Source organism: Bradyrhizobium sp. PRIMUS42 (genome assembly GCF_023006515.1).
Taxonomy (GTDB): domain Bacteria; phylum Pseudomonadota; class Alphaproteobacteria; order Rhizobiales; family Xanthobacteraceae; genus Bradyrhizobium.
Genome location: NZ_JALBGZ010000247.1, coordinates 1 through 8,344, shown reverse-complemented (window position 1 = coordinate 8,344; position 8,344 = coordinate 1). Strand labels below are relative to the sequence as shown.

Genomic DNA, 8,344 nt, shown 5'->3' with positions numbered 1-8,344 from the left:
AGCCTGCCGGCACCGGCGGGGCCCGACATCGTGCGCGGCACGGCCCGCTACACCTTCGACACCGCCATCGACGGCCTGCTGCACATCAAGCTGGTGCGGTCGCCTCACGCCCACGCCAGGATCGTCGCGATCGACAAATCGGACGCCCTTCGCGTTCCCGGCGTGCACGCGGTGCTGACGCATGAGGACGCGCCATCGGTTCTGATCTCGACCGCGCGGCACGAAAAGGACTGGATGGACCCCGAGGACACTCGCGTCCTCGACGACGTCGTCCGCTTCATCGGACAGCGGGTTGCCGCAATCGTCGCCGAGAGCGAAGCCGCCGCGGAGGAGGCATGCCGCCGGCTTAAGGTGGACTACGAGATTTTGCCTGCGCTGATCGATCCGGAACAGGCGATGGCGCCGGGCGCAACCGTCATTCATCCTGACCGTACCACCGCGAACCGCATCGCCGATCCCCAGCGCAATCTCGCGGCGGAGACCCATGGCGAGATCGGCGACGTCGCGGCGGCGCTCGCCACGTCCGCCGTCACTTACGAAGCCACCTTCCACAGCCATCGCGTGCAGCATGCGGCGCTGGAGACTCATGGCGGGCTCGCCTGGCTCGATCCTTCGGGCGTGCTCAACGTCCGCACCTCGACCCAGGTCCCGTTCCTGACCCGGCGCGCGCTGTCGGACATCTTTGAGCTCCCCATGGACAAGGTCCGCGTGTTCTGCGAGCGTGTCGGCGGCGGCTTTGGCGGCAAGCAGGAGATGTTTGTCGAGGACATCCTGGCCCTCGCTGCGCTGAGGACCGGCCGGCCCGTGAAGCTGGAGTTCACCCGCGAGGAGCAGTTCATTGCGACCTCGACGCGGCATCCGATGCGGGTCCATATCAAGGCCGGTGCCGACGCCGACGGCAAGCTCACCGCGCTCAAGCTCGACGTGCTCTCCAATACCGGCGCTTACGGCAATCATGCCGGACCCGTGATGTTTCACTCGCTGTCCGAGTCGATCGCCGTCTACAATTGTCCGAACAAGCGGGTCGATGGCTTTGCGGTTTATACCAACACGGTGCCGGCGGGCGCGTTTCGCGGCTACGGCCTGCCCCAAACCCAGATCGCGATCGAAGCCGCCATCGACGAGTTGGCGAGGCAGCTCGGCATCAGCCCCTACGAGATGCGCCGGCGCAACATCGTGAGGGACGGCGACCCCATGCTGTCGCCGCCGCCATCCGAATTTCACGACGTCGTCTATGGGTCCTACGGCCTCGACCAATGCCTCGACCTCGTCGAGCGCGCCATGCAGCCCGATGGCCCGCAGCCGGAGCTTTCGCCGGAATGGCTGATCGGCGAGGGCATCGCCCTCACCATGATCGACTCCGCGCCGCCGGCCGGGCACATCGCCGACGCCATGATCGCGCTCAGCGAGGACGGCAGTTTCGACCTCACCGTCGGCACCGCAGAGTTCGGCAACGGCACCAGCACGGTGCATCGGCAGATCGCGGCAACCACGCTGGCGACAACGGTCGACAGGATCCGCCTGCGCCAGTCCGACACGGCCCACGGCGGCCACGACACCGGCGCCTATGGCAGTGCGGGCACTTTCGTTGCGGGCAAGGCGACCCATGCGGCTTCCATGCAGCTTGCGACCGAGCTGAAGGCGGCGGCCGCCGGTGCGTGGCTGTGCGACGTTCAGGCCTGTGTGCTCGAGGACAATGCGGTCGTCAGCGGCGTCCGGCGCATGCCTTTTACGGAGCTGGTCAAGCTGGCGCGCGAACGCGGGCAGCCATTCGCGAGCAGCGGCAATTCCGAGGGCACGCCGCGTTCGGTCGGCTTCAACGTCCAGGGGTTTCGCGTCGCGGTGAACAAGGGCACCGGCGAGCTCAGGATTCTCAGGAGCGTGCAGGCGGCGGACGCGGGAATCGTGGCCAATCCCATGCAGTGCCGTGGTCAGGTCGAAGGCGGCGTCGCGCAGGCGCTCGGCGCCGCGCTCTACGAGGAGATGGTGATCGACGCCAACGGCCGCGTCGCCAACCCGAAATTCCGCGACTACCACCTGCCCTCTTTCGCCGATGTGCCGCGCACGGAGGTGTTCTTCGCCGACACGTCCGACACGATCGGGCCGCTCGGCGCCAAATCGATGAGCGAGAGCCCCTATAATCCGGTCGCCGCCGCGCTCGGCAACGCAATCGCCAACGCCACCGGCATCCGCTTCACCGCACCCCCGTTCAAGCCGGACCGGCTGTTTCCGGCATTGCTCGACAAGTTCGGCAGCTAGCTGCCGCGATAGGTCGAATAGCTCCACGGCGTGACCAGCAACGGAACGTGATAGTGGGCTTCCGGCTCGCTGATCGCAAAGCGCAGCGGGATTTCATCGAGGAACGGCGGGTCGGACAGCGGCACATTGCGTTCGGCGTAATATTTGGCAACGCTGAATCTGAGCTCGTAGCGGCCGATCGGCAGCGGGCGGCCGCCGATCAACGGCTGGTCGGTGCGACCGTCGGCATTGGTCACCGCGCGTGCGATGACGCGGTTCTCGCCGAGACTCACCAGCTCCACCAGCTCAATCGGGATGCCCGCCGCGGGCTTGCCAATGTGATTGTCCAGCACATGCGTCGACAACCGGCCATGCACCTTCAACTTGTCGTCGGCAATGACGAGCTGATCCAGCCGCAGCGCGGAGATGCGGCCGATTTCCTCGATCGCACGCCGCGTCTCGGTCTTGGCGATATTGCGCAACCGGATCTCGAAATCGCGCAGCACAGAATCCTTGGTGTGACGGCGCACGCAGACGATATAGGGGAAGCCGAACTTGTCGCGGTAGGCGTTGTTGACGCGCTCGAAAGCCGCGTACTCGGCTTCCGAGAGCCGGTCGAGCCCGGCGCTGTTCTGCTCGTCGGTCGATTCCGCCGTCAGCCCTGCGGCGCGCTGTGTCTTGTTGGCGAGATCGGGATGCGCCCGGATCAGCGCGAGCTGTGCGTCCGGCTCGGCGCTCTGGATCGCCGCCATCAGCGCTGTGTGCAATTGGTTGATACCGCTAAACGGTCGCTTGCCGGCAAGCTGCTCGGCGATCCACGGCGAATATTCGACGACGTTGGCGAGCGCCGCAACGAAATCGGCGTTGCTTGCTGCGTTGAGATCGGCCAGCGAGATCTGCGACATCGTCCTCAACCGATCTCGAAGGCATTGGTCGCGAGGTGCGCATGCTTGTCGTGCCAGTGCTGCGCGATCTGCAATCGCGTCGGCACCCAGACGCGCTCGTGCTTGCCGATGTAATCCAGGAAGCGGATCAACCCGGCAGCGCGGCCGGGCCGGCCGGCGAGGCGGCAGTGCAGGCCCACAGACATCATCTTCGGCGCGCTCTCGCCTTCGGCATAGAGCACGTCGAAGGCATCCTTCAGATAGGTGAAGAACTGCTCGCCTTCGGCAAAGCCCTGCGGATTGATGAAGCGCATGTCATTGGCGTCTAGCGTATAGGGAATGATGAGCTGCTTGCCGCTCGCACCCTTGATCCAATAGGGCAGATCGTCGGCATAGGAGTCGCAGAGATAGAGGAAGCCGCCTTCCTCCATCAGCAGACGGTTGGTATTGATCGAGGAGCGCCCGGTGTACCAGCCGAGGGGGCGCGAACCGGTGGCTTCGGTATGGACGCGGATCGCTTCCGCGATCTCGGCGCGCTCCTGCGCCTCGGTCATGTCCTTGTGCTCGATCCATTTCAGGCTATGGCTGGCGATATCCCAGCCCGCCTCCTTCATGGCAGCTACGATCTCCGGGTTGCGCTTGAGCGCGGTGGCGACGCCGAACACGGTGGCCGGCCAGTTGCGCGCGGTGAACATCCGCCACAGCCGCCAGAAGCCGGCGCGCGAGCCATATTCGAACATCGATTCGATGTTGGCATGACGCTGGCCCGGCCAGGGCTGCGCGCCGAGCACGTCGGACAGAAACGCTTCCGAGGCGCGGTCGCCGTGCAGGATGTTGTTCTCGCCGCCTTCCTCGAAATTGACGACGAACTGCACCGCGACCCGCGCGTTGCCGGGCCACTCTGGATGCGGCGGGTTGCGGCCGTAACCGCGGAGATCGCGCGGGTAGCTTATGTCGGCCACTTAGACTTCCTCGAAGCGGATCGGCAGGGCGCCCTTCCACAGCACGCTCTTGCCCAGCGTCGCAAGATTCTCCAGGCCCGAGGTCAGCGTGATGAAGTGGTTGCCGGCGAGCTGGCCCATCTTGCTCGCGAAGTGGACGCTGCCATAGGCCAGCAGGATCTCGGTCTCGCTGATGCCGCCGGGATAGAGGATGATCTGACCGGGCGCGGGGTAGCTCGTGTGGTTCTCGTAGCCGACGCCGAAGTCGAGATCGCCGAGCGGCATCCACACGCCCTCGCCGCTCCAACGCACATGGATGATGTGGCTTTCGAACGGCAGCACCTTGCGGAAGGCGGCGACGGTCTTGGGTGCCAGTTGCTCCTCGAAGCGGGCATCGAAGCTGAAATCGCCCGCACGGATAGCGAGTTTGCCCATCTCATCTCTCTGAATCGGGGCCGGTGGCCCACGGAACACTTTCAAGCAAAGAGCACTCCCGACAGCTTCGCGCAAGTGCCGCGGCCGCATCACCTGCGGTCGTAGGACCAGCCGAAAATGCCGCTCCGCCGCGTCTCCGGTTCCGGCTCGGCGGCGGGCAGCGGCGCCTCCTTCAGTTCCGCTTGCGGGGGCGGCGCCGGCAGGGTCTCGCATGTCATGGCGTAGACCAGCTTGCCATCCGCGGTACGCCCGATCGGGGCACAGGGATCGGGATGCGCCGCATTGGTCTTCGGCGTTTTGGCTTGCGCGGCCGCCGGGGAAGCCAGCAGCAGCAGGACTAGCAGATATCTCGACATCGTTGTCGCCTCACGCAGCATTAGCCCATTGAACCGGATTGCCGGGGGCAAGTCCATCGGCGCCAACGGGCGCGATTGCCGAATAATTGGCCGGATGCGCCAACCCAGAGAGCGCATGGTACAATGCGGCGAGATGGGCCCCGGCTCTGCAGCGCACTGACGTGTCCGCCGAAGCCTTTGGCGAAGGCGGAAACAATTCGGAGTCTCTCCGCGGAGGGATTCTGGATTGATTTCGCTGCGCTCGCAATGACGGAGTATGAGGCGGCATCGCAATACTCCAGTCCACATCCCGGCCGCGATGCCGTAGGGTGGGCAAAGGCGCATAGCGCCGTGCCCACGACCTTTCAGATGCGGCGATAGATGCGTGGGCACGCTGCGCTTTGCCCACCCTACGAGATCGGGTTTGTGGCAGGCAGATCGAATCGCAGACACGCCTTCGCAGCCTCGCGACTTAATTCGCCCGAGCTTTGCTTCATCTCGCCACCCTCAAATCCAAGAGGGCGCAGGGAAGGCCGGGTGCCAGCTCGCACCCGCGGTCTGCTGCGCGAAATGTAGCGCAAGAAGACCGCACAGCAGCATACAGGTGGCGCCGAACACTCGGCCTTCCCTGCGCGATGGTCGGACGGCTTATGCCGTGATCTCCCGGGAGCCGAACTTTCCTTTGGCCTCCCTCGCCCCGCGAATTGGATGATGCAGTCTGCCCGGTTGGGCTCGCTCGCATCTCCGCAAGAGCTTGACCGTGGCAACGACGGCCAGGACCACACGGTTTTGCCGTACGCACGGCCCGCCATTTCGCCGCAGTATTCCCAGCCCTGTCGACGGAGCCGGAAACTTACAGGCGAGACGAACCTAACAGCGCCGCTCGTCTGCACGAAGCCGCGGGCTCACAGGGACTACCCGCCCTGCCCGCACCTCTCGTGCCGACGCTGCCGCGTCCACCGCAGGCCCGGCTCGCGATGCGTGACGACACAAGATCGCCCCTCTTGGATGAGCCGGGATGAGCGACACATACGACAAAACCGAATTTCGGTAAAGTGGAATATTTTTGCGGAAGTGCATTGACAGAGGGCGACACAGGCGCGGTCGCGTAGCCCGGATGAGCGCAGCGATATCCGGGACAGTGCAAGATACCGCGCGAGCGGCCCCGGATTGCGCGGAGCCTGTCATCGGGCGGCGCTTCGCGCCGACCCGTTGGCTCCATCCGGCTACAACAATACCGACGCAGCAAAAAGGGCGGCACAAAGCACCGCCCTCTTTCGTGCAACCCAATCCGGGCAGCGTCGAAATGATCGCTCAATACGGCCCGTAGCGGTAGCCCGGATCGTAATAGAACGGACTGCCGCCGCCGTAGCCCGGACCACCATAATAGCCCTGACCGCCGTAGTAAGGACGCGAGCCGTAATAATAGTGGTTCTCGTAATAGTCGCGGCGCCGGCTCTCGGCGATCGCACCGCCGATCACGCCCGCCGCAAGGCCCATGAAGGCCAGACCGGCGGCATTCGGCCCGCGCCGATAGTAGCGACGGCGGGCTGCGCTGAAATCGGTGACGTCGGAGGAGCCCTGCCCGGCCGTGACAGGCTTTGCGGATATCGGCTCAGCCGGTCCCGGGGACGCCGCAGCCGAGGGCGATATGGAGCTTGCGACCAATGCGAGGCTTGTGAACGCGGCCAGCACCATGTTGCGGCCGGCTGCAGAAATCACGGGTCCAACAGTCATTTTGACCTTCCTATGCTCTTGCCTAAGTTCTTGCCTAATTCTTGCCCAACGAAGAGATATGCAAACCCTGTTTAATGCGCAAACCATTGAGATGGTTTCACGTTCGCGGCAATCCGCCACGCTTTGAACGATTGTAAACGAACGACCAAATCGCAGCTTGAACCACCGAACCTGAGCGGATAATGAACAGGCGCGCCGTTTTTCGGTCGCCGTAAGCGTTTTACGTGAACCAACGCATCAACCGACGCCGTCGGGATCGATGCCATTTGAGGGTTCACCGTGATCGACGCGTCCTTTTCCCCGAGAGAAATCAGATGATTGCGGTTCGCAAACTGCCGGCGCGTTATGCGCCGATCGTGATGCCATTCGTGCTGTCCATCCTCATGACGGCCGTGGTGTCGGTCATTTCGACGCTTCGGAGCCTCGGCGCAACGCCGGCGTTCCTCGCGACGTGGCCCGGCGCCTGGGCCCTGTCCTGGCTGGTCGCCTTTCCAACGCTGCTCGTGGTGCTGCCGGTGGTCCGGCGCATCGTGACGCTGCTCGTCGCGGCCCCATCTCAACCAGGCCGATAACCGGCGCGGACGGCGGCGGATTGAACCCGCCGTCCCGCCTCCAACTGATTTTACGACAGCGCGCCGAGCACGCCGCGCGTCGCCTTGTCGATCTCCTCGACATAGCGGCGGCGGACGAAGCTCTCGGTGAGGAATCCGACCACCTTGCGGCTGTCGGTGGAATCGACCACCGCCAGCATCTCGGCCTCGGCCTCGTCGAACACCGCCATCGCCGACTTCACGTTCATTTCCGGGATCAGCACGATGTCGATCAGGCCGGCAAGCTCGATCACCTGGATGTCGTCGGCGATGGTGTCGAGGTCGCTGGAGAACAAATCGGGCAGCAGGACGAGGCCGACATATTCGTCGGCATTGTTGACGATGACGATTCCCGGCCGCGAGCCCAGCGCGAACTCGCGGCGCACCGCGGCAATCGTCGTGGTCGAGGGCACCTTGCCGACGTCGGAGCGCATCAGCCGCTCGACGGTGAGATTGCGCAGCCAGCCGACGTCGTTGGCGCTGCGGATGGTCTCGCCGCGCAGATGCAGGCGCCAGGTCGAGAAGGAGTGGCCGAACATGAAGCGGACGCAGATCGAGGTGACGATGCAACCGGCGAGCACCACGGCGGTGACGTCGACATTGCGGGTCATCTCGAGCACCAGGAACGACATGGTCAGCGGGCCGCCGACGATGGCGACCCCGAGCGTCGCCATGCCCGTCAGCATTGCGACCAGCGGATCGATCGCGAAGTTCGGACTGATCAAGAGCAGCACCGCGGCAAAGAACTTTCCGATCAGGCTGCCCACGAACAGCGAAGCGAAGAACAGGCCGCCGCGGAAGCCCGAGGCGAGCGAGATCAGGCAGGCGGTCACCTTCAAGGCGATGATCAGCGCGATCATGCCGATCGCCATCTCGTGAAAGAGATCAAGAACCATGGCGCCATGGCCGGCCGCCAGCACCTGCGGCGTGACAATCGCGAAACCGCCGACGATGAGGCCGCCAAACACCGGCCGCAGCCAAACCGGCAGCCATTTGAACAGCCGCTCGAACATCGGGGAGGAGCGCATCACGGCGATGCCGACGCCGCTGGTGATGAGCGCGAGCCCGATCAGCGCCAAATATTGCTCGACGCCGACGGCGCTGACCTTGGGTATCTCCAACGAATAGGGCGCGCCGCCGAGCCATTGCGCGGTCAACGCGCCGGCGAGCGAGGCAGCCAGGAT

8 protein-coding genes are annotated in these 8,344 nt (G+C 64.6%); 2 read left to right on the top strand and 6 right to left on the bottom strand.

Translation table 11 applies throughout. The features are described 5' to 3' along the window. A partial coding sequence (locus tag MOV75_RS19180) for a xanthine dehydrogenase family protein molybdopterin-binding subunit (protein WP_246922524.1) occupies window positions 1-2,259 on the top strand: 2,259 nt, incomplete at its 5' end. Here the strand turns inward: MOV75_RS19180 and uraD are convergent. The 5 genes from uraD to MOV75_RS19155 form a co-directional block, all read right to left on the bottom strand. Further along, window positions 2,256-3,143 carry a 2-oxo-4-hydroxy-4-carboxy-5-ureidoimidazoline decarboxylase gene (gene uraD, locus MOV75_RS19175; protein ID WP_246922522.1) on the bottom strand — a complete coding sequence of 296 codons (888 nt, stop codon included), beginning with the start codon at window positions 3,141-3,143 and terminating at the stop codon, window positions 2,256-2,258. The genes MOV75_RS19180 and uraD overlap by 4 nt on opposite strands. 5 nt (window positions 3,144-3,148) lie before the next feature. Continuing rightward, window positions 3,149-4,084, bottom strand: coding sequence for an allantoinase PuuE (puuE, locus tag MOV75_RS19170; protein ID WP_246922520.1), 936 nt, complete (start codon window positions 4,082-4,084; stop codon window positions 3,149-3,151). Further along, the gene (locus MOV75_RS19165) at window positions 4,085-4,498 is read right to left on the bottom strand and encodes a DUF3830 family protein (RefSeq protein WP_246922517.1); all 414 of its coding nucleotides are present in this window, start codon (window positions 4,496-4,498) and stop codon (window positions 4,085-4,087) included. It abuts the gene before it with no gap. A gap of 89 nt (window positions 4,499-4,587) precedes the next feature. Beyond that, the gene (locus MOV75_RS19160) at window positions 4,588-4,854 is read right to left on the bottom strand and encodes a hypothetical protein (protein WP_246922515.1); all 267 of its coding nucleotides are present in this window, start codon (window positions 4,852-4,854) and stop codon (window positions 4,588-4,590) included. A 1,293-nt stretch (window positions 4,855-6,147) separates the two neighbouring features. Next, window positions 6,148-6,570, bottom strand: coding sequence for a hypothetical protein (locus MOV75_RS19155; protein WP_246922513.1), 423 nt, complete (start codon window positions 6,568-6,570; stop codon window positions 6,148-6,150). Between the two features lie 314 nt (window positions 6,571-6,884). Between MOV75_RS19155 and MOV75_RS19150 the strand changes: the two genes are divergently transcribed. Then, on the top strand, window positions 6,885-7,142 hold the full coding sequence (locus MOV75_RS19150; protein WP_246922510.1) for a DUF2798 domain-containing protein: 258 nt from the start codon (window positions 6,885-6,887) through the stop codon (window positions 7,140-7,142). 50 nt (window positions 7,143-7,192) lie between these two features. Here MOV75_RS19150 and MOV75_RS19145 read toward each other — a convergent pair. Beyond that, the coding region (locus MOV75_RS19145; protein ID WP_247006389.1) for a chloride channel protein at window positions 7,193-8,344 on the bottom strand (1,152 nt) is incomplete at its 5' end.

What these genes read in the sequence shown, in the direction of transcription:
- MOV75_RS19165 (WP_246922517.1), bottom strand. Translation starts at nt 4,498, where the DNA reads ATGGGCAAACTCGCTATCCGTGCGGGCGATTTCAGCTTCGATGCCCGC.
- MOV75_RS19155 (WP_246922513.1), bottom strand. Translation starts at nt 6,570, where the DNA reads ATGACTGTTGGACCCGTGATTTCTGCAGCCGGCCGCAACATGGTGCTG.
- uraD (WP_246922522.1), bottom strand. Translation starts at nt 3,143, where the DNA reads ATGTCGCAGATCTCGCTGGCCGATCTCAACGCAGCAAGCAACGCCGAT.
- MOV75_RS19160 (WP_246922515.1), bottom strand. Translation starts at nt 4,854, where the DNA reads ATGTCGAGATATCTGCTAGTCCTGCTGCTGCTGGCTTCCCCGGCGGCC.
- MOV75_RS19150 (WP_246922510.1), top strand. Translation starts at nt 6,885, where the DNA reads ATGATTGCGGTTCGCAAACTGCCGGCGCGTTATGCGCCGATCGTGATG.